The sequence below is a fragment of the Candidatus Methylacidiphilales bacterium genome (genome assembly GCA_028713655.1).
Classification (GTDB): Bacteria; Verrucomicrobiota; Verrucomicrobiia; order Methylacidiphilales; family JAAUTS01; genus JAQTNW01.
Genome location: JAQTNW010000018.1, coordinates 23,481 through 42,679 on the forward strand (window position 1 = coordinate 23,481; position 19,199 = coordinate 42,679).

Annotated in this window: 19 protein-coding genes; 12 read left to right on the forward strand and 7 right to left on the reverse strand. The window is 55.0% G+C overall.

All coding sequences use genetic code 11. The features are described from left to right. Window positions 1-14 precede the first annotated feature (14 nt). Both PHD76_07495 and PHD76_07500 read right to left on the reverse strand, forming a co-directional pair. On the reverse strand, window positions 15-746 hold the full coding sequence (locus tag PHD76_07495) for an FHA domain-containing protein (protein MDD5261678.1): 732 nt from the start codon (window positions 744-746) through the stop codon (window positions 15-17). 141 nt (window positions 747-887) lie between these two features. Continuing rightward, complete coding sequence (locus PHD76_07500) at window positions 888-1,433, reverse strand: cob(I)yrinic acid a,c-diamide adenosyltransferase (protein MDD5261679.1); 546 nt, start codon at window positions 1,431-1,433, stop codon at window positions 888-890. Window positions 1,434-1,472: 39 nt separating this feature from the next. Here PHD76_07500 and PHD76_07505 point away from each other — a divergent pair, with 39 nt between their 5' ends. From PHD76_07505 to PHD76_07530, 6 genes are all read left to right on the forward strand, one after another. Further along, entirely contained in the window at window positions 1,473-2,597 is a 1,125-nt protein-coding gene (locus PHD76_07505) for a Xaa-Pro peptidase family protein (protein ID MDD5261680.1), read from the forward strand. A 146-nt stretch (window positions 2,598-2,743) separates the two neighbouring features. Beyond that, entirely contained in the window at window positions 2,744-2,935 is a 192-nt protein-coding gene (locus PHD76_07510; protein MDD5261681.1) for a ferredoxin, read from the forward strand. Between the two features lie 193 nt (window positions 2,936-3,128). Next, window positions 3,129-3,608, forward strand: a complete 480-nt coding sequence (locus tag PHD76_07515; protein MDD5261682.1) for a hypothetical protein — start codon at window positions 3,129-3,131, stop codon at window positions 3,606-3,608. A gap of 30 nt (window positions 3,609-3,638) precedes the next feature. After that, entirely contained in the window at window positions 3,639-4,019 is a 381-nt protein-coding gene (locus PHD76_07520; GenBank protein MDD5261683.1) for a clan AA aspartic protease, read from the forward strand. A gap of 51 nt (window positions 4,020-4,070) precedes the next feature. Then, the gene (locus PHD76_07525) at window positions 4,071-5,993 is read left to right on the forward strand and encodes a phospho-sugar mutase (GenBank protein MDD5261684.1); all 1,923 of its coding nucleotides are present in this window, start codon (window positions 4,071-4,073) and stop codon (window positions 5,991-5,993) included. A gap of 64 nt (window positions 5,994-6,057) precedes the next feature. Beyond that, window positions 6,058-6,240 carry a hypothetical protein gene (locus tag PHD76_07530; protein MDD5261685.1) on the forward strand — a complete coding sequence of 61 codons (183 nt, stop codon included), beginning with the start codon at window positions 6,058-6,060 and terminating at the stop codon, window positions 6,238-6,240. Here PHD76_07530 and PHD76_07535 read toward each other — a convergent pair. Both PHD76_07535 and PHD76_07540 read right to left on the reverse strand, forming a co-directional pair. Then, window positions 6,237-7,817 (reverse strand): DUF1957 domain-containing protein, encoded by a 1,581-nt coding sequence (locus PHD76_07535; GenBank protein ID MDD5261686.1) that lies wholly within the window; start codon window positions 7,815-7,817, stop codon window positions 6,237-6,239. The two genes, PHD76_07530 and PHD76_07535, sit on opposite strands and share 4 nt — an antisense overlap. 130 nt (window positions 7,818-7,947) lie before the next feature. After that, the gene (locus PHD76_07540) at window positions 7,948-9,177 is read right to left on the reverse strand and encodes a DUF4912 domain-containing protein (protein ID MDD5261687.1); all 1,230 of its coding nucleotides are present in this window, start codon (window positions 9,175-9,177) and stop codon (window positions 7,948-7,950) included. A gap of 160 nt (window positions 9,178-9,337) precedes the next feature. On the opposite strand from PHD76_07540, the gene hisF reads away from it, so the two are divergent. The 4 genes from hisF to PHD76_07560 are packed head-to-tail and all read left to right on the forward strand — an operon-like array spanning window position 9,338 to window position 13,021. After that, window positions 9,338-10,141 (forward strand): imidazole glycerol phosphate synthase subunit HisF, encoded by an 804-nt coding sequence (gene hisF / locus PHD76_07545; protein ID MDD5261688.1) that lies wholly within the window; start codon window positions 9,338-9,340, stop codon window positions 10,139-10,141. Between the two features lie 25 nt (window positions 10,142-10,166). Further along, window positions 10,167-11,651, forward strand: a complete 1,485-nt coding sequence (gene trpE, locus PHD76_07550; protein ID MDD5261689.1) for an anthranilate synthase component I — start codon at window positions 10,167-10,169, stop codon at window positions 11,649-11,651. Between the two features lie 11 nt (window positions 11,652-11,662). Beyond that, window positions 11,663-12,226, forward strand: coding sequence for an aminodeoxychorismate/anthranilate synthase component II (locus tag PHD76_07555; protein ID MDD5261690.1), 564 nt, complete (start codon window positions 11,663-11,665; stop codon window positions 12,224-12,226). A 15-nt stretch (window positions 12,227-12,241) separates the two neighbouring features. Continuing rightward, window positions 12,242-13,021 carry a dienelactone hydrolase family protein gene (locus PHD76_07560; GenBank protein MDD5261691.1) on the forward strand — a complete coding sequence of 260 codons (780 nt, stop codon included), beginning with the start codon at window positions 12,242-12,244 and terminating at the stop codon, window positions 13,019-13,021. 347 nt (window positions 13,022-13,368) lie between these two features. Here the strand turns inward: PHD76_07560 and PHD76_07565 are convergent, their stop codons facing one another. Next, window positions 13,369-13,776 (reverse strand): hypothetical protein, encoded by a 408-nt coding sequence (locus PHD76_07565; protein ID MDD5261692.1) that lies wholly within the window; start codon window positions 13,774-13,776, stop codon window positions 13,369-13,371. A gap of 437 nt (window positions 13,777-14,213) precedes the next feature. On the opposite strand from PHD76_07565, the gene PHD76_07570 reads away from it, so the two are divergent. Beyond that, window positions 14,214-14,870, forward strand: coding sequence for a VTT domain-containing protein (locus tag PHD76_07570; protein ID MDD5261693.1), 657 nt, complete (start codon window positions 14,214-14,216; stop codon window positions 14,868-14,870). A 198-nt stretch (window positions 14,871-15,068) separates the two neighbouring features. Then, window positions 15,069-16,511 carry a cell envelope integrity protein CreD gene (gene creD, locus PHD76_07575; GenBank protein MDD5261694.1) on the forward strand — a complete coding sequence of 481 codons (1,443 nt, stop codon included), beginning with the start codon at window positions 15,069-15,071 and terminating at the stop codon, window positions 16,509-16,511. A gap of 100 nt (window positions 16,512-16,611) precedes the next feature. On the opposite strand, the gene PHD76_07580 is transcribed toward creD, so the two are convergent. Beyond that, complete coding sequence (locus tag PHD76_07580) at window positions 16,612-17,409, reverse strand: undecaprenyl-diphosphate phosphatase (GenBank protein MDD5261695.1); 798 nt, start codon at window positions 17,407-17,409, stop codon at window positions 16,612-16,614. A 40-nt stretch (window positions 17,410-17,449) separates the two neighbouring features. Beyond that, the gene (locus tag PHD76_07585) at window positions 17,450-19,141 is read right to left on the reverse strand and encodes a hypothetical protein (GenBank protein ID MDD5261696.1); all 1,692 of its coding nucleotides are present in this window, start codon (window positions 19,139-19,141) and stop codon (window positions 17,450-17,452) included. Window positions 19,142-19,199: the final 58 nt, after the last annotated feature.

Consider the following 19,199-nt stretch of genomic DNA (forward strand, 5'->3'; position numbering starts at 1 on the left):
GTGAGGCATCCGGGCTACGTGGCTTCTTTTTTCGCTGTGGCCAGGGCGGGGGTTTGTTCCATCTTGCTGATGGCTACCTTGAGTGTGACTTCCCCGATGTGAAGAATCTGTCCGTTGCGCACTAGCCCCTGTATGACCGGCTGGCCGTCCACCCGGATGCCGTTCATGGAACCAAGGTCCCGCACCAGCAGGGCATCCTGATTCTGGATCAGAATGGCATGTTTCCGGGAGACTGAACTGTCGGACAACATGATGTCATTTTCGGCATGGCGGCCGACCCGGACCTGCTTGCTTTGAATGACGAAACTAAACGGACGGATTTCGCGGCTGGCGATTTCAAGGGAAATGAGATAGATGGCGTCCGAATCCTGAATGCTGCGGGTGCGGGTCATCTGGGCTGCTTCAGCCCGAAGCTTTTCCAGCTCGCCGGAATTTTGAGCCTGGATGGATCTAAGCAGCACGTCCTGAACAAGGCCGCTCATGGTCATTTGTTTGGGCGTTTCGGACTCGACCCATTCATAGGTGACATTGGTGTGTGAAAGCATCTCCCACACGGCGGGTTCGCCGCTGAGTGTATTGGTTTCCGCATGCGCCACAATGCCGGTCATGAGGTAAATCGAGCCCTGCTGATTGTCAAAATTGACAATGAACATTCCGGTGCGGCCGGTATGGCCATAGTGCTGCACCATTTCTCCAAATGGAAAAAGTGCGCCGCCTGAAGAATTTGTGATGCGCTTGGTCTCCATCACCACACCCGAAGTTGAAGCAACCCCGCCACTTTGCTTAATGCCATTAGATTATCCATAGATTGCGTAAATGACAATCATTATTATTGCCAATTGAGAGTGTAAATTGCTGGTAACACAGCAGCTTGAAATACAAGTACTTCATTTTTCCTTTCCGTTGACGGTGCTTTCTTCCCGCCGCGCGAGCAGCCATAAAAAATCCGACAGGCGATTGAGGTATTTCAGAATCAGAGGATTGACATTCCCAGCCTCACAACTGAGGGTGAACACCCGGCGTTCCGCCCGGCGGCAGACACTCCGGGCGCAGTCCAGGGCCGCGGCATGAAGCGTCTCGCCCGGCGTGGCCCAGCCCTCAAAGCGCACATTTTCCGCTTCAATACGGGCGACTCCCAGATCGAGGCGCTCCAGCATGGGCGCGGTGATTTTCGGATGGTCCGAGGCTTGGTATTTTTCGTGGTCGATTTCCGCCACTGCAAGCTCGCCCATGAGCGCCACAAGATCCTTTTGTGTGCTCATGATTTCCTTGGAGAGCCAGGGATCGGAGCCAGTGGCCCTGACCAAGCCCAGGGCCGAGTTGAGTTCGTCGATGGTGCCGTAGGCTTCCACTCGCGGATCATCTTTCGGGACCCGTTTTCCATACATGAGCCCTGTCTGGCCTTCATCACCCGTACGTGTGGCAATTGACATAACGCCAGCATAGCTGGAATATCGCCACTTGAAAGATTTATGAGAAAAAAATGCGCCCGCCTGATTATTGGTGCCAGTGAGAGCTGCGCCGATATGCTTTACGCCACCCGCTTTTTTGTTCCGGATCCCATTGCGTGGCTGGAGCAGGACGGGAAAACGACGGCGATTCTCAGCCCGCTGGAAATCGACCGCGTGCGGCGCGTGGCGTCAATCGACGAGCTCCTGGATTCCAGCCTTCTTGAAAAAAAGCCGGCTGTCAAACTGCGGCGCAAGCCGGCTTTGATCGACCTGGTGGCGGACTTGTTGGCGCGCAGGAGGATACGCTCGGTTTCTGTGCCCGGCTCATTTTCGCATGCCGATGCCGTGGCATTGCGCAAAAAGCGTATTGGCGTCTCTGTGGAGCAACCTTTTTTCCCGGGACGCGAGTTGAAGTCGGACTGGGAGGTGCAACAAATCATCCGGGCGCAACGCCAGGCTGAATCGGGCTTGGCGCGCGGGTTGGAGGTTTTGCGGGCATCGAAGCCGGGCCGGGGAAGCGTCCTTGTTTGGGCGCGCAAAAAGCTGACTTCTGAAATTTTGCGCGGGGAGATCGACGCGGCTGTGATACGGGCGGGGGGATTGCCGGCCAATACGATTGTCGCGGGTGGCAACCAGGCCTGCGATCCGCATGAGCGCGGCAGCGGGCCTTTGAAAGCCGGCAGCGCCATCATTTTGGATATTTTTCCGAGGGACCAAAAAAGCGGTTATTTCGGGGATTTGACCCGCACCGTGGTGAGGGGGCACGCGAGCGACGCGCTCAGAAATTTGCATCAAACCGTTTTGGACGGCCAACAGCAGGTTTTGCGGTCGATCCGGCCCGGAGCGGATGGCGGGAAGCTTCAGCGCGGGGTGCAGGATTTTTTCGTGTCAAAGGGGTATGCCACCCGGCAAGACAAGGGGCGCTGGGTTGGATTTTTCCATGGCACCGGACACAGTCTTGGGCTGGAAATCCATGAAGCGCCCCGTTTTGCCGCCACGATTTTCAAGGCGGGCCAGATCATGACAGTGGAGCCGGGCTTGTACTATCCCGGAATCGGCGGAGTGCGAATCGAGGATCTGGTTTTGGTTACGGATCGCGGAATCCGAAATCTGACGAAGGTGGAAAAGTTTCTGGAGGTTACATGAATGATGCGGAGCGACTTGCTGACATAGTCAAAAAAATCGGAATTCCATCCGCGCAGCGGCATCTTTTTCTTTGTCCGGGACCGGATTGTTGTTCCCCGGAGTTGGGTCAGGAGGCCTGGGAGCATCTCAAAAAGAGGCTTGCGGAAATGAATCTGCCATTCCTGCGCACAAAGGCCGGATGCTTCAAAATTTGCATGCAAGGGCCCATCCTGCTCGTGTACCCCGACGGCATTTGGTACAGCCGGGTAACGCCGGAAAAAATCGACCGCATCATTGAGGAGCATTTGATCGGCGGAAAGCCCGTCGTTGAATGGATTTTTGCGGAACATCCGTTTTGAGCTGAATATTGTTGCATGGGTTGTGAACTCCGATAAATCGTGAGCGGGCCATGCACCTCCACTACATCCGCAAAAAACCAGACTTCCGTACGGTGAGCAAAATAGGGCAGGAGTCATTTCCTGACAGAATGACAGTGCCCCACAGCAAAGGCTCGACCAATCTGCTGCAACATGCCTAAATCCCATATTGCGAATGAAACGATTGCCCCTCCTTTTTTTGTTTTTTTGCCCGCTCGCACACGCGGAAGATACGTCGTCTGCATTTGAACAATTCCGGCAGGTGGCGCAACCGGCCGCTGAAAAGTTGGGCGAAAAGATCGTGTTTCAATACGACCCGGGAAAACACATTCTGAAAATCGGGCGGGAATTGAAAATCAACGAGCTTCGCAAGATGACCCAAATCCAAACTGTAAAAATCGATTATCTCGAGGATGCGGGCGCGTTGGACGGAGTTCCTTCCATGCCGGAGCCGTGGATTAAAATCCGCTGCCTCAACAATGAAAAACATGTCCAGGTGGACAGCTCGCAGACGGTGGATGGCGCTGAAATTGAGGACCTGGCCAAGAGCGAGACTCTCCGTTTTCTCATCATTCCCTGCCGCCAAAAGGATTTGAAAGCGGTACTTGAAGCGTACGCGACGTTCAGGGAATCGTTCAAAAATAAAGGCACTTGATGCGCCTCCTATTCGTGGCATGATTCAAGCATGGGATTAATACGCACCAAGATTCTTCTGAGTAATCCGCGCTATCCAGAGATGTCCCCCGTAGAGACGAACGCACTTGTCGATACCGGGGCAATTACGATGTGCGTTCCGCAACATGTTGCAGTTCAACTGCAGATAAAGGAAACTGAGAAGCGCGAGGTGACTGTAGCGGACGGACGCCGCCAGCTCGTTGCCTACGCAGGCCCGTTGCAGGTGACTTTCCAGAACAGAAACAGCTTTGGCGGCGCATTGATCATGGGTGACGAAGTCATCTTGGGAGCTATCGCAATGGAAGACATGGATTTGATTGTCAATCCCGCCCGATTGCTCGTTACTGTGAATCCCGACAGCCCCAATTTCCCGATGGCTATTGTGAAGTGATGACGAAAGCCGAACAAGTCGCCGCATTTTTCTTTTTCTAATAGGTGCCACATGAATTCCCTGGAATCCCAAGTCTTGGATGCGGTCACGGCCGGCCACCTGTTAAAATCCAGCGCCGATAATATTTTCTTTTTTTTAAAGGAAGCGGGCGCGGAGGAATGGGAGAAGCGGAGCCTCGAAGAATTGGTGGAGGGCGGGCAGTGGACCGAACTGAATGACCGTTTTTATAAAACATTGAGCTTTGGCACCGGCGGCCTGCGCGGACGCAGCATCGGCAAGGTGGCCACGAAAGCCGAATGGGGAAACAAAACAGGCGGGCCGCAACCGCAATACCCGGCCGTAGGCACCAACTCGATGAATTTTTTCAATGTGAGCCGGGCCACGCAGGGGCTGCTGCGCTACATGCTCGAATATTTTACGGGCGAAGTTCCCCGGCTCGTTGTCTCGCACGACACCCGTTATTTCTCGCGGCAGTTTGCGGAATTGATTGCGAGCGTGGCCTCGCAAATGGGCGTGGACGCCTTTCTGTTTCCCGAGGATCGTTCGACTCCGGAATTATCGTTTGCCGTGCGTTATTTGAAAGCCCATGCGGGTGTGATGGTGACGGCCAGCCACAACCCGCCGCATGACAACGGATACAAGGTTTATTTTCAGGATGGCGGCCAGATTGTGGAGCCGCATGCGTCTAAAATCATTTCCCGGGTATTGGAAGTAAAGACAGGCAAGATCCAAACACCCGCCGCCCGGCCCGGCAAAGTGGCGCTCCTCGACCATTCGGTGGATGACGCCTACATCGAAGCTGTCAGCACGCTGGCGCTGGAACCGGGGATCATCCGTGAGCAAAAATCGAAACTGAAGCTGGTTTACACCCCGATACATGGTACAGGCATCCGCATCACCCCGCGTGTACTGGAAAAATTCGGGTTCAATGTTTCAATCGTGCCGGAACAAGCGAAGGGCGATGGAGGATTCCCGACGGTCAAGTCGCCCAACCCGGAAAATGCCGAGGCGCTTTCGCTCGGGCTGGAACAGGCGAAGAGGGAAGGGGCTGATTTGGTGCTGGGTACGGATCCGGACGCGGACCGCATGGGCGTCGTCATCCGGGACCGGAATGGGGAGTATCAAATCATTACAGGCAATATGATAGGCTCCATTATGGCCGCCTACCGCCTGGAACGTTTTTTTGCCAGGGGCATTCTGACCCAGGCGAACGCCTCCCATGCCGTGGTGATTAAAACCTTTGTCACGACCGATTTGCAGAGGGACATAGCCGCGCAGCATGGCGTACGATGCGTTGATACCCTGACGGGATTCAAGTACATCGGCGAAAAGCTGAAGATTTACGAAGAGCAGGCGGGCGGGCGCGGAAGCCTCAATGCCGATTCCTGGCGGGATATCCTCCTGAAGAAGAGTTCATTTTATGTTTTTGGCGGGGAGGAAAGTTACGGCTACTCCGGCGGCGACTATGTCCGGGACAAGGATGCCAATGCGGCCGTTCTGATGTTTGCCGAAGCCGCGGCGTATGCGGCCTCGAAAGGCATGAATCTCCTTGAATACCTTGATGCACTCTATCTGCAGCATGGTTATTACTCGGAAAAGCTGGGCACCCTGACGTTCGAGGGTGCTGAAGGCGCGGCCAAGATCCGGAAATTGCTCGAGAGTTACAAGCAAAGTCCGCCTGAAAATTTTGCGGGCAAACGGGTGGAACGCATCCAGAATTTTGCCGAGGAGGACATCAAGGACATTGATGGCAAAGCCATTCCGAAGGAACTCATGCTCATGTTTTATCTCGAGGGCGGATTCCGCATTGCCGTGCGAGGATCGGGGACCGAGCCTAAAATCAAATATTACTTTTTCGGCAAGACGAAAGTCCAGGCGCCCGGGGATTTGCCCCCTGCCAAAGAGGAGCTAAAAAAGGTGCTCGACGGCCTTTGGGAGTACACGCAGGAGAATATAAAAGTCCGGGTGGGTTGACCCCCTGTGAGGTTTGGGATAGTGTAAGCGCAGCAGGCATCAAGTTTATATTGAAAACTCAGGAATGAACAACAGCGAGATATGGCTTTCAGCTTTAGTGGCGGTTTCAGTGGCCGCCGGGTTGTTGATCCTTTGGATTGCAGCCAAAGCCGCATCCTGGGTGCACGAACGCTTCTTTTTGGATCCCGAGGAACGCTGGCGCCGCCGTTACGACCGCAACCTGAAGAAATACTTCAAGGAATTCTAAATATAATACCGCCAATTGACGTTGGGGAATATGTTGTCCCGCCATTCGCAATTCCCGAGGAAACGTTCGTCGATCTGGTTTGACTTGATCTGCTCGTAGAGGCGGTTGAAGCGCAGGATGTGGTCCTTGGTGCGTTTGACCGCGTACGGCACCATGGTCCCGGTTTTCATGATGAACGCCCAGTCGCTCGACTGCGCCAACAGCAACTCCCGCGCGGCCTGCTTCATGGCGCGGTCGGTCAGTCCGTAACAATCCTTAAACTGGCGGGCCAGCTCGGTCATGCGTTGCGCGGCCACATGCAGATGCTGGTAAATCCAGGCATTTGAACCCTCCAGCCAGACTTCCCAGTATCCCTTGTTGCCCCAGGACGAGGCGGAGGGAGTCGCCAGTTGCTGGGTGGGATATTTTTCCAGGTACTCCGCCGGAGTGATGGTTTTGAAAACATCCTGGTCATACGCCGCCTTGCGCAGGAAATAATTGATGAAGTCGGGGCCTTCAAACCACCAATGCCCGTAAAGTTCGGCGTCATACGGGGCCAGGATGATTGGCGGAATGCCGAGGGCGCCCGCCAGGTGCTCGACCTGTTTTTCGCGGTTGAACATGAAGTTGCCGGCATGTTCCGCAGTCTTTTCCTTGGCGATTGCCGGGCGATAGGGTTCCTTGTGCGAGCTCCGGCCCGTGATTTTGTAATATTTCAACCCCGTGAATTTGCGCAGGCCGTTGGGCTGGATGTAGGGGCGGATGTAATCGAAATCCAGGTCGAATCCCACATCCCGGTAAAAGTCGCGGTAGTTTGGATCTCCGGGGTAGCCTTCCTCGGCGCTCCAGACTTGTTTGCTGGATTCCATGTCCCGCCCGAATGCCGCCGGTCCGCTGCGGGTATAAATGGGGGCGTAAACGCCCAGACGCGGGCGCGGTTCCGCGTGCATGATCCCGTGCGTATCGACGATAAACCAGCGGATCTCGGCCTCCTGCAAAAATTTCTCCACACCGGGGTAATAGGCGCATTCGGGAAGCCAGATGCCCCGGGGATCGCGTCCGAAACATTCGCGGTAGTGGTCGCGGGCAATGAGGATCTGCGCGCGGACGGCCTCGGGGTACTCGGCCATGAGGGGCAAAAAGCCGTGGGTGGCGCCGCAGGTGATGATCTCCAGCTTGCCGGCGTCCTGGAATTTGCGGAAGGCGCCGACGAGGTCGCGGTGGTATTTGTCGCAAAACACATGATGGCAGTCCTTCAAACGGTTGTGGTAGAACCAGGCCAATTCGTGAAAAGCGGGGTCATGGCGTGTGCGTTCGATTTCCCTGATAGAAAGCTCCAGTGATTTGTCAATACTCCGGATATAACGCTCCTGCAGAAGGGGGTCGCGCAGCATCGAGCAGAGCGGCGGGGTCATCGACATCGTGAGCCGGAAATCAACCCCGTCATTCAGCAGGCCGTCCATCATGTTGATGAGCGGGATGTAGGTCTCGGTGATGGCTTCATAAAGCCAGTCTTCCTCCAGGAATTCGTCATGCTCGGGATGGCGGACGAAGGGAAGGTGGGCGTGCAGTACGAGGGCGAAGTAACCTTGCGGCATAAATGAATTCAGTTGGATCCCGGTTGTGTCAAGCTATTGGCAAGGGAGCCGGCATGGCAAGGGTTTTTACCCGGGTTTTGGGTTTTTCTGTTGTCAGGCATTGGGCGTTGTCGGCTGGCGCAAGTCGTTTTCAATCCACCTTGCCCAACGGTTCAGGACGGGGAGTCTGGGTCGAGGCTTCGACATCCCCCTGAAATTCCGAAAGCCGGAGGAAGGAGAGCAACGCCGAGCGTTTCTCCGAGCCGTCCGGTGATGTGGCTTCAATCGGGATGTGGTATTTACCGTCGTTGAAATTGAAATGGTAGGAAAAGGCGCCGTCCGGCCCCAGGGCAATTTCCTTGCCGTCGATCCGCAGTTTGGCCTTCGGATCGGTTCCACCGTAGAGGATCAGCTCGGCATTGACGTGCATGAAGAATTCCCTCGGGCGGGCGCCAAAGGACGCTCCGAAAGACGCGCCAAAGGGGCTGCTGCGCCACTGCCCGCTGCTGAGTTCCGATTGAATGCGACGGCGGAAAATTTCCACGATTTCCCCCGAGCCGGCCTGGATGCGGCGCACGAAGTCGCCCCCCATGTATTCGAGCAGGGAACGTTGGGCTTCTTCGTTGAGCTCCGGCGGAAAGCCGATTTCGAAGGGAAACTTGAAACCGCTGCGTTGCAGGCGGGCCAGTGCTTCCGCCAGATCCTCATCAGGCAGCAGATGTCCCTCAATCATGCTGAAGAGATCCTTGTAGGAAAAACGCATCGGGATGGTGACAAACTGGGCGTCCGTCCGCCATGAGAGTGTATCGCGCGGGGTCGCGGTGATGCCGGAGCGGCTGATGATTTCGAAGCCGCCATCCTGCCGGTAATAGCCGATTTCCGCATGAAAGCGGGCGTCGGCTTGATTGACATGGAGGTACCATTCACGGCTCCAGGGGGAGATTTGGATTTGTTGAGTGCGCTGGCCGTCGTTTGCGTAGAGTTGCAAAAAGACCTTGCCGTCATGCGCAGATTCCTGGGCATGGGCAATCTGCTCAAAGGTCAGGTCCCAGCACGCATAAAGCCAGTATGGATCGCGGGCCACAAGGTGCAATTTTTTAGTGCCATAGGCTTGAGGCAATTCACCGAGATATTCATATTCGGGAACCTGCGGCTCCGGTATGCTCACTGAAGGAGTGGGTTCCAGTTCAAATTTTCGGGCGCTGTTGTCGAAATCCGACTGGGGAACGCGAATGCGCGGATCCTGGGGAGTGCGGTTGCTTAAAGCCGGGGTTGCTTTTTGTTCTACGCTGGAAGTCTGGCCGCCGTTTTTACCGGCAGTTCCAGCTTTGGGTTCGGGCCTTGTCTTTTCAACCACATCCGTATTTTCGAGTTTGGCCATAAAGGTGTTCTCACTTTAAAGTTGCGCAGACATTTGGAGCAGATTACAAGCCAACTTTGCGGCTGCCACTCTAATTGCAGGCATTAAAGTTGACATCCAAATCTTATGGCATTGCGGCGGGTTGGCCAGACGTAATTCGCTCGGCCCGGTGGATTTTAAGATGGATTCCACCGCTTGCCACGCCATACTGGAGTTTTTTACAACAATGCTTGCGAAACGTGTCATACCTTGTCTCGATGTGGACGGCGGGCGGGTTGTCAAGGGGGTCCGCTTTGTGGAAATCCGTGATGCCGGCGATCCTGTCGAGGCTGCCAGGGCTTATGACCGGCAGGGAGCCGATGAGCTCGTTTTTCTGGATATCACAGCTTCCAGCGAAGGCCGGGCCACAATGCTGGATGTCGTGCGTCGCACGGCGGAAAATGTGTTCATGCCAGTGACGGTGGGCGGGGGGATCCGGACTGTTGCCGACATCCGTAACATGTTGCAGGCGGGCGCGGACAAAATCAGCGTCAATACCAGCGCCGTGAACCGCCCGGAATTGATCAGCGAGGGTGCCGGGGCTTTTGGCAGCCAGTGCATGGTACTGGCGATTGATGCGAAGCGGAAAGCCGGCGGAGGCTGGGAGGTTTACACCCACGGCGGGCGTACCCCAACCGGGAAGGATGTGCTGGAATGGGTCCGGGAAGGCGAAAAACGCGGTGCGGGGGAAATTTTATTGACCAGCATGGATGCCGATGGGACGCAGGCCGGTTATGACATCGATTTGACCCGTGCGGTCTCGGAGGCGACTTGTCTTCCGGTGATTGCCAGCGGAGGAGCGGGAAAACTGGAGCATTTTGCCGAGGTTCTCGAACAGGGGAAGGCCCAGGCGGTGCTGGCCGCCAGCCTGTTTCATTTTGGACAGTTGACGATCCCGCAGGTGAAGGAATATCTTCACGAGAGAGGCATTCCGGTGCGGTGTTAAATAATAAGAGCAATTCAAGAAAACCATGATTTTTCCAACCAAAGACATTTTCCTGGAACTGGCCAAACAGGGGAACTTGATACCGGTTTACCGCGAGATCATCGCGGACCTGGAAACACCCATGTCGGCCTTCATCAAGCTCGACACGGGCGACGACACCTTTTTGCTCGAATCCGCGGAGGGTGGGGAACGATTCGGGCGTTATTCCTTTGTCGGTTCTGATCCGAGCCTGATCTTTTCCGTCCATGGGAGCAAGGCGCGCATCCAGGAAGGTGAAGCGGTCCGGGAATATGAAATCGACGGAGACCCGCTGGTTGAATTACAGAAACTGATGGCGCATTACCGCCCCATCACGTATGGGGAACTCCCTGTCTTTTACGGCGGAGCCGTGGGGTATTTGAGCTATGAGGCGGTCCGGTTTTTTGAGCCGACGGTGCCGCAGGCAAAGTTGAACGATCTGAAAATTCCGGACGCTTATTTTATCGTCAGCGATTCCCTCCTGATCTTCGACCATCTGGCGCGCCGTATCAAGGTGCTGGTGAACGCCCATGTGCGCGGGGACGCCGGGGAGGCTTATGACCGGGCCGTCTTGAAAATCAGGGAGCTTGAAAAAAAGCTGCAACGTAATGTCAGTCACAATGTCCTGGGGGTCCGGCGCGATCTGGCGACTCCCAAGTACACCACCAACATGACCAAGGATGAATACATCCGGATGACTTCGCGCATGCAGGAATACATCGGGGCCGGCGATATCTTCCAGGTGGTGCCTTCCCAGCGTTTTTCGGCGCCGTTTGAGCGCGATCCCATCGAGCTCTACCGCGCCCTGCGCTTCATCAACCCGTCCCCGTATATGTTTTGCCTGAAATTCGGCGGCCGCGCCCTGGTCGGCTCCTCTCCCGAAACGCATGTGCGTTGCGTGGATGGGAAGGTGGAGATCCACCCGATTGCCGGCACCCGGCCGCGCAAATCCACGCCCGCGGATGACGAGGCCATGTCGAAGGAACTGCTGGCCGACCCGAAAGAGCGGGCCGAGCATGTCATGCTGGTGGACCTGGCCCGCAACGATGTCGGGCGCGTCTGCCGTTATAACACCGTTCAGGTGACCGATTTCATGACCATAGAGCGCTATTCGCATGTGATGCACATCGTCTCGCATGTCGTGGGCGACCTGAATCCGGAATATTCCGCCTACGACGTCATGCGCGCGACGTTCCCGGCCGGTACCGTTTCGGGCTCGCCCAAGGTTCGAGCCATGCAAATCATTGCGGAACTCGAGCCCACCTGCCGCGGCATTTATTCCGGAGCGGTCTGTTATTTCGGATTTTCCGGCAACCTGGATTCCTGCATCGCCATCCGCACGGCCCTGGTTCAGGACAAGACCGCCTATATCCAGGCGGGCGGCGGGTTGGTGGCCGACTCGACGCCGGAAGGCGAATATCTGGAGAGTGTGAACAAGGCAAAAGCCGCCATGAAAGCCCTGGCGTTGGCCAATACATTTACCGATGCCTGAAAACAAAGCCTATGCTGCTGGTCATTGATAACTACGATTCGTTCACCTACAACCTGGTCCAGTACTTCGGGGAACTGGGCGCGGAACCTGTGGTCAAACGCAATGATCAGATCACGGTGGAGGAAATCCGAAAACTCGCCCCGACACAGATTGTGATTTCGCCGGGGCCTGGCACGCCGCTGGATGCCGGAATTTCCAATGATGTCATCCGGGAATTCGGGAAAAAGATTCCGCTTTTCGGGGTCTGCCTGGGGCATCAATGCATCGGGCATGTTTTCGGCGGGGAAGTGGTGCGGGCGCCGCGCCTGATGCACGGCAAGACTTCGCCGATCCACCACGACGGCAAGGGCGTCTTTGCGGGCCTTCCGGACCCTTTTGACGCGACGCGTTATCATTCCCTGATTGTGCGTGAGGAAAGCCTGCCCGCCTGTCTTGAGATCACCGCCCGCACGGCTGAAAAGGAAATCATGGGCCTGCGCCACAGGGAATATCCGATTCACGGCGTGCAGTTCCATCCCGAATCCATCCTGACGCGGGAAGGCATGCGCTTGTTGAAAAACTTCCTAAAACTTTAAATTATCGCCACTATTATGCTAATCACGAGATCAATCGGATATCTTGCCGCAGCGCTTGTTTTGGCTGCGGACTGTACGCTGCATGCCCAGGAGAACCCGCCGGCCCAGCCCCAATTCAAGGGGGAGCTCATTTACCTGCGGGATTATGGCACGGACGATATTGCGTATCTTGTCGTACCGGAGCAGCCGCCCGCGTGCGGCATCGTGATCGTGCCGGATGGTTACGGCATTGATGCGGAAATTAAAAAGCAGGCCGACGCCCTTTCCCGGAAGGGATACCTTGTCTTGGTGGCCGACCTTTACAATGGCGCGGTAACACCCAATCCGCAGCAGGCCGACCGGATGATCGCCGACCTGATGGAAAAGTCCGTGCTGGCATCCTTGAAAACGTCGGTGAACTTTTTTCAAACCAGCCCGCGTTTCAAGGTGGATAAGGTTGCCATGGTGGCGGTGGGGGGAACGGCTTCCCATGTGGCCAAATTCGTCTTGAAAAAGGATTCGGGCCTGACATCCGTGGTTTTTTTGGAACCGCCCGCCCTGCCGGCGCAGGAGTTGTTGGATGGAATCCGCTGCCCGGCGCAGTTCCTGGCCGGTCCGGATTGCCGGATCGAGAGCACGGTGCGCGCGGCTCTGGTGCAGAATAAATCGGCATCCATTGAAATTCGCGATGTGCCTGCCGGCCCCAACGGCAGAAAAGGCATGGGCTCGAAGGAATGGACTGCGGCCGAGGAATTTATCCGCCGGGGCCTGACGCAGGAAAAGAAGGAAAACATCCTGCAGAAGTTGTTTGATTAAAACCGGCAAAAGATTGGCCGCGAAAAAGCGCGAAAGACGCAAAAGGTGAAGTACAAAATCAAATGGAGGGACGACCGCTGTGTCGCCCCATATGTTTCAGCCTGCTATCCATTGCATGTCAGGGGGATGAATGCTGCATGGATCGCCACATGACGAATTTGGTGTGGTGGCAAGTCCGGCAGCCGACGGACGCGACGCCGCTTTGTGTTACCGTAAACGGCAACCCCCGATGGGCGCCGCGGGCGGGACTATTTGGGTCAGTGGACAGGGGGGGGTTATAACGTCCGACAAACAAGACATTCCATGACTGAATGTCAGTCATATTGGACGCTGGCTCTTGATACCTGTTAGTCAACGGATTCATTGACAGCATCAATAATCTCCTGCCTTGTGAAGCTCTGTGTCTTTACAAGCTGAGATAACAAATTTAGAAATCTGGCCTTGGCGAGAACGGGCGGCCCACCAGGGCCACAACCGAGCTTCAAGCGGCCACCGGAACTGCGTAAATCTTTGTAGTAAGAAAACCAGATGTCGGTAGGCTGGCTGGTCGGCTCGTAGCTGATGAGAAAGACGAATGGCTGGTAAGTATCGTCAGCATCGCCGAGAGGAATAATGCCACGCAAGTAAGGCTCCCAAACCTCGCCAAACTCTTGCTTGTCGAATCTCTTCTCAATATAGCCATGCTTCCCACACGGGCAAAGAAACCAACCTTTGCTGTCCCTGTGATTTGCGATAAGGTCAACGATGTTGCTCACCCATGACTGCTGAGCGCATCCTGAATCTGTGCATTTGATGTTCCAACTCATAAGATGTGGCTCCGTGGCCTAACATGGTTTTAGTCGAACAAATCCAGTATCGATTAATAGCTCTATAGCCGGCAGTTTTGTCGGATAATCATTAAATTGGGGGTGGTCCCTTGTCGGTTTTTCGTAAAATTCACGGGATACACGACATTTTTGTCACATAACTTATGGAATATCAGGGTTATCTGACATGTAAATATGTAATCCAAGAACGCAGACCCCGAAGCGAATGCTGAAAAACATCCGCCGCGCAACTCCGATATGCATCGCAAGTGTTCCAGATGCGCAGCAGTGCGGGCAAGATGTCCGCACCCCTGAAGATAGAGGGGATTTGAGGGGATTTTTGTTCATTGCAGCGCCGGATTCTTCCTGCTATCCATTCCGGCCCCATGATTGAATTTCTAAAAAACCTCTACAGCACCGAAGGCATCACCCAGATCATCTCTTCCGGCGGCCTTTTGGTTCTGGTTGCCATCGTGTTTTCTGAAACAGGCCTGTTGTTGGGATTTTTTCTGCCGGGCGATGCCCTGTTGGTGACCGCAGGGGTGGTGTCGGCAAAGATCGGCGTTGACGGGGCTCCGGTACTGAATGTCTGGATGGTGCTGATCGGCCTGACTTTTGCCGCCATTCTGGGCGTCCAGACCGGCTACTGGCTGGGACGGAGGACCGGACGCGCGATTTTCAACCGCCCCGACGGGCGCATTTTCAAGAAGCGTTATGTCAACGAGGCCCATGAGTTTTACATCAAGCATGGCGGCAAGGCGGTTGTGATCGCCCAGTTTCTGCCCATGTTCCGCACTTTTGTGCCGTTCATGGCGGGCGTCGCCGAAATGCCCTACCGCCGTTTTGTATTTTTTAATATCTTCGGCGGCTTTATTTGGATCTGGAGCCTGGTCGGCCTGGGCTATTTCCTCGGCCTGACGCCTTTGACGAAGAGGCTGGATCTCATCATTTTGACGGTCATTGCGGTTTCGTTTATTCCAATCGTCGTCGGAGCCATCAACCGGTATTTGAAATCCAGACGGACGCTAAGCTCGGAGAGCTGAGAAAATGCAGAATTCAGATTTTGGCCGCAAAAGAACGCAGAGAACACAGGTCTTAAACGCAACCTCCGACGTCAGATGCAATGCGCTTGCAGCGCACAGCGGTCTAAGCTTAAAACTTAAAACTTAAGACTTAATTCTTTAAACTGACATCCACAAAACCGTCTTGCCATGCAGGCGCTGCGCGCTATGTTAGACGGCATGTCAACACTGGCCGATCTGATTGCTTCCTTTTTCCGCCGTTTCTCCATACTCCTTAAACTTTGTGTCATTGGATTTCTCATCCTGCTGCTGCTCATCCCGCTCAGCATGGTGGAATCGGTTTTAAACGAACGCATACAACGGCGCAACGAAGCCATTGGCGACATCACGTCCACCTGGGGCAAAGACCAGTCGATTACCGGCCCGGTACTGGTGGTGCCCTATCAATACACTTGGAAAGAGTATAACGGCAAGAAAGAGGAAATCATCCGCACGGACACGGCGCGCGCCTGTTTTCTGCCCGCCGAGCTGTCGATTGAAGGCAAGGCCGATTCCATCCGCCGTGCCCGGGGGATTTACGAGGCCATTGTTTACAGCACGAGCCTTACGTTGAAAGGCCGCTTCGCCGTACCGGACTGGGATGCGCTGAAAATCGACCGCAAAGATGTGCAGTGGAACGATGCCTATCTTGCCCTTGCCATCAATGACCTGCGCGGCGCGAAGGGTCAGATCCAGGCTTCCTGGGGCGGCACAACGATTCCATTCAAGCCCGGTTCCGGGCTGCCGGGTTTTTCCTCCGGAATTTATGCGCCATTGAAGGGAACTCCTTTGCCCGGGGCTCCCATTGTGTTTTCTGTGGATTTGGACCTTAACGGCAGCTCGTCGCTGAACTTCACCCCGCTGGGCATAAAAAATGAAACGCATCTGGCTTCCAACTGGCCCAGCCCGAGTTTCAGCGGCGCTTACCTTCCCGCCCAACATCAGGTATCGGCAGGCGGTTTTGATGCCAACTGGCAGGTTTCCTATTATGGAAGGAGCTATCCGCAGTCATGGACCAGTCGCATTCCTGGAGTTGAGTTTAACGAGAACACGGTCGCCCAATCCCGCTACGGTGTGAAATTCATCAACCTGGTGGATTTCTACCGTAATATCGAACGGGCCATCAAATACGGCATTCTTTTTGTCCTGCTTACCTTTACGGCTTTCTTTTTGTTCGAGGTGACCGGAAAACTTCGCATCCATATGTTTCAATACATCCTGGTCGGAGGGGCCCTCTGCCTTTTTTACCTGGCGCTTATCGCCCTTTCGGAGTTTCTGAGGTTTGGATGCGCCTACGCGGTGGCTGCCGGCGCTTGTACACTCATGATCTCCATTTACAGTCTGGCATTTTTGAAGAGCGGCTTCCGGACTCTACTCATGGGTGTTGGGTTGGCGGGTATATATAGTTTCCTTTATGTGATCCTGCAGCTCGAGGACTATTCGCTTTTAGTTGGCACGATCGGGTTGTTTATCGCGCTCGGCGCCGTCATGTATGCGACCCGCAAGATCGATTGGTATGAGGAAAAACCGCAGCCTTTGTCCCCCGATCTCCCGCCGCCGCTGCCCGCCAGAGGCGAATCCGAGCCGGGTAAGACAGTCCGCTCCAAGGCGCTCAGACGCTGAGCAAATTAAGAATGTGGAATTAAGAAGTCAGAATTAAGAATTCCTGCTTAAAACCTACAAATCCGTCACAGGACGGATTCGCCGGGTGCGAACTTTAAACTTAATTCTTAAAACCCAGCCAAATCAGCAGTCCAACCCCCAGAGCCAGCCGGTACCACGCGAACGGGATGAAGCTGTGGCTCCGGATATAGCCTAACAGCCATTTGACGGCGATAAAGGCCACCACGAGTGAAACCGCAAATCCCAGCGCAAACTGGTCGATTTCATCCAGATTGAGCCCGCCCTGCCTATGGATCTTCAAAAATTCATGACCGGTGGCGGCAAACATCGTCGGAATGCTGAGAAGGAATGAAAATTCCGTGCTTGCGACGCGGCTGACGCTGCAAAACATGGCGGCAATGATGGTTATGGCGGAACGGGATGTTCCGGGGAACATGGCCGCCAGAACCTGCGCCGCGCCGACGACGACCGCCGTCTTCCAACTGATGAGCGAGGTGGGGGAATGGTGCCGCAGGGAATATTCGGATACAAAAATGAGAATCGCCCCGATCGTCAGCGCCCATGCCACCGGCGCCATGCTTTCGGTCAGTTTCCAATGCATCTTGTCCACAACGAGCAAAGCGCCCGCAACCGTTATAAGGAATGCCACGGCGAGTTTGAGGAGGTAGTCCCTGTTTTCATGTTTTTGCCAGTGACGGAAAAGGTTCCAGAGCTTTTGCCAATAAATAAGGGTCACCGCCAGAACAGCCCCGGCCTGGATGCCGACCAGAAAGAAATCCGAGCGATGGTCGTGTAAAATGTTTTCAGTCAGGATTAAATGCCCGGTTGAAGAGATGGGCAAAAATTCCGTGATACCCTCGACTATCCCGTAGATGACTGTATGAATCCATTCCTGCATAGCCGCGCAAGCTGCCTAAAACGCGGATGGAAATCCAGCCTTATTTCGCGCGGGCTTTTTTTATGTCATCACTCAGCGTATCGAATTCCCGGCTGATGATGCTGTCCTGCGACAGGGGCATGCGTTTTTCGGCGTATTTAAGGCCTTCCTGGGCCAGATCGTACTGTTCCTCTTCAATGCAGGTTTTCACATAAGGCTGGACCACCGCATAAAAGAGGTTGCCGCCGCCCTGCTGCTCAAATTTGCGGACCAGCTTTTTGTATTCCTGCTCCGCATTTTTCCAATCCTTGGCTTCCAGTTTTTCCGCAAGGGCGCCGGCCCCTGCGTTGATCGCGAGGTCAAAGCGCTTGCTCCGGTTTTCGGCCAGGATGGCATGTTCCAGTTTGTCGCCTTCGGGGTCTCCGGATTGTTTCAGCAAGGCGGCCAGTTGTTTCTGTCCTTCGACTTTCAAATCGCGGTTGTAAAGGAACTGATGAATCCAATCACCGTAGAATTTTTTCCTGTCCTCAAGCGGGGCATTGTTGGCCTCAAGCCAGGCGCCTTCCGACTGCCAGATTTCTCCGAGAGCGGGCATGAGGGTGCGGGCATCTTCGTAAATCTGGCGGCAGAGCGGTGAATTTTCATTCAGCTTGGCCCAGACCAGCGCCGCTTTGGCGGGGGCGTAGTTGGGGTTGAGGTTGGCCGATTTTACCAAATTTTCCAACTGGCTGTCATTAATGGTTGTCCAGGTTTGCGGGTCAATCGCGTAGCCGATGGGATAATTTTGGCTGGCGTAGCGCCCGCAATCCGTCTGCCATTTGCCCGGGTGTTCGAGGTAGCCAAACCACGCATGGCCGCCGTCGCTGCCCTCGCCATGGAAGTAGAGGGTTGGAATGCCGCGCGCTTTGCCGAGGATCGCAGCGTAGTAGGCTTGATCGACGCAAATGCCGCCGTTTTTTTCAATGTCCTGCAGACGGTAGCTGGGGAGTTGCCAACTGTAAGTTGCGGATTTATAGCGTTCCTCATCGTATTTGATGCTGAAGAACGCTTCTCCAAACCGGGAGTGGGAAATGTGGTTTTTGGCGCCATAATCAAGCTCCGATAATTGGAGCGGGCAATCCACCAAATATTTCAGTTCTTCAAATCCGAGTTTGGAAAGGTCAAATTCGGTTTTTTTGTTGCGGCTGGCCTGTACATAATAATTGAAGCGCTGGACGGGGTCCGGGTCCCCGAGCGGGACCGCCTTTTGCTCCACCTGGCTGTGCGGCCAGTTTCTGGGAAAAGGCTGGTCGAAGACCAGGCTGTAGGCCACGGCGAGAGCGGGAAACTCATTGAGATCGGCGTGGGCCGTCTGGGCGATGCGGATCAGGATGGAAAGCGCTTCCGATGTGTGATCCTTGGGTGACAGGTTTTTTACAAAAAGTTGGGAGACGGTTTCGGATTTGCCAAGCGTGATGAAGGTTTGCAGCGCCTGCGGATTTTCCAGCAGGGTGTGAGCCTGCAGCCCGGCGATCACCCATTGCAGATGTTGGAGCCAGCCATTGAAGTCCGGGTCGCTGAAGCAGCGTTCCTTGTTTTTGTCATACGCGCCCGCGAGCTGGCCCTTGAGTTCGTCCACCGCCTGGGGCCATTGTTCGGGGGTTGGATGGGCGTCCCACCACGCGTTCAGGCTCTGGCTGTTCCACGCGGGGAGGGGGGCCACCTGCGCGCAACAGCTTGATGCCAGCAAGACCAATATCAGCAAGGAACGCATAGGCACAGGATAGGTGCATCTGACGCACTTTTGCAATAACCTCCATGTGCGATTCCGT

Coding starts and splice junctions, on each gene's coding strand:
- PHD76_07500 (MDD5261679.1), bottom strand. CDS start 1,433: ATGTCAATTGCCACACGTACGGGTGATGAAGGCCAGACAGGGCTCATG.
- PHD76_07515 (MDD5261682.1), top strand. CDS start 3,129: ATGAAACGATTGCCCCTCCTTTTTTTGTTTTTTTGCCCGCTCGCACAC.
- PHD76_07530 (MDD5261685.1), top strand. CDS start 6,058: ATGAACAACAGCGAGATATGGCTTTCAGCTTTAGTGGCGGTTTCAGTG.
- trpE (MDD5261689.1), top strand. CDS start 10,167: ATGATTTTTCCAACCAAAGACATTTTCCTGGAACTGGCCAAACAGGGG.
- PHD76_07555 (MDD5261690.1), top strand. CDS start 11,663: ATGCTGCTGGTCATTGATAACTACGATTCGTTCACCTACAACCTGGTC.
- PHD76_07535 (MDD5261686.1), bottom strand. CDS start 7,817: ATGCCGCAAGGTTACTTCGCCCTCGTACTGCACGCCCACCTTCCCTTC.
- hisF (MDD5261688.1), top strand. CDS start 9,338: ATGGATTCCACCGCTTGCCACGCCATACTGGAGTTTTTTACAACAATG.
- PHD76_07585 (MDD5261696.1), bottom strand. CDS start 19,141: ATGCGTTCCTTGCTGATATTGGTCTTGCTGGCATCAAGCTGTTGCGCG.
- PHD76_07505 (MDD5261680.1), top strand. CDS start 1,473: ATGAGAAAAAAATGCGCCCGCCTGATTATTGGTGCCAGTGAGAGCTGC.
- PHD76_07560 (MDD5261691.1), top strand. CDS start 12,242: ATGCTAATCACGAGATCAATCGGATATCTTGCCGCAGCGCTTGTTTTG.
- PHD76_07540 (MDD5261687.1), bottom strand. CDS start 9,177: ATGGCCAAACTCGAAAATACGGATGTGGTTGAAAAGACAAGGCCCGAA.
- PHD76_07570 (MDD5261693.1), top strand. CDS start 14,214: ATGATTGAATTTCTAAAAAACCTCTACAGCACCGAAGGCATCACCCAG.
- PHD76_07510 (MDD5261681.1), top strand. CDS start 2,744: ATGAATCTGCCATTCCTGCGCACAAAGGCCGGATGCTTCAAAATTTGC.
- PHD76_07495 (MDD5261678.1), bottom strand. CDS start 746: ATGGAGACCAAGCGCATCACAAATTCTTCAGGCGGCGCACTTTTTCCA.
- PHD76_07580 (MDD5261695.1), bottom strand. CDS start 17,409: ATGCAGGAATGGATTCATACAGTCATCTACGGGATAGTCGAGGGTATC.
- PHD76_07525 (MDD5261684.1), top strand. CDS start 4,071: ATGAATTCCCTGGAATCCCAAGTCTTGGATGCGGTCACGGCCGGCCAC.
- PHD76_07520 (MDD5261683.1), top strand. CDS start 3,639: ATGGGATTAATACGCACCAAGATTCTTCTGAGTAATCCGCGCTATCCA.
- creD (MDD5261694.1), top strand. CDS start 15,069: ATGTCAACACTGGCCGATCTGATTGCTTCCTTTTTCCGCCGTTTCTCC.